Source organism: Paraburkholderia sp. RL18-085-BIA-A (genome assembly GCF_046027075.1).
In the GTDB taxonomy this organism is placed as follows: Bacteria; Pseudomonadota; Gammaproteobacteria; order Burkholderiales; family Burkholderiaceae; genus Paraburkholderia.
The window spans coordinates 1-305 of sequence record NZ_JARESU010000693.1; the positions used below are offsets into that span (position 1 = coordinate 1).

Genomic DNA, 305 nt, shown 5'->3' on the forward strand with positions numbered 1-305 from the left:
CCGTCGGCGTGCTGGTTGAGCGCACCAGTCGCCTGGTGCTGCTGGCGAAGATGGAAGATGCCACCGCCGCCTCGGCCCTGGCGGGCTTCACGGCCAAGCTGAATTCGATCGCTACCCCACTGCGCCAGAGCTTCACCTACGACCAGGGCAAGGAAATGACCCGCCATCAGGAGCTTAGCGCCGCCACCGGCGTGCGCGTGTACTTCTGCGATCCGCACAGCCCCTGGCAACGCGGCACCTGCGAGAACACCAACGGGCTGCTGCGTCAGTACTTGCCAAAAGGCACCGACCTTTCGATCTACAGC

Annotated in this window: 1 protein-coding gene; it reads left to right on the forward strand. The window is 64.6% G+C overall.

The genetic code is table 11. The features are described from left to right. On the forward strand, nucleotides 1-305 hold a 305-nt coding region (locus P0D89_RS54425), incomplete at both ends, for an IS30 family transposase (protein WP_408379914.1).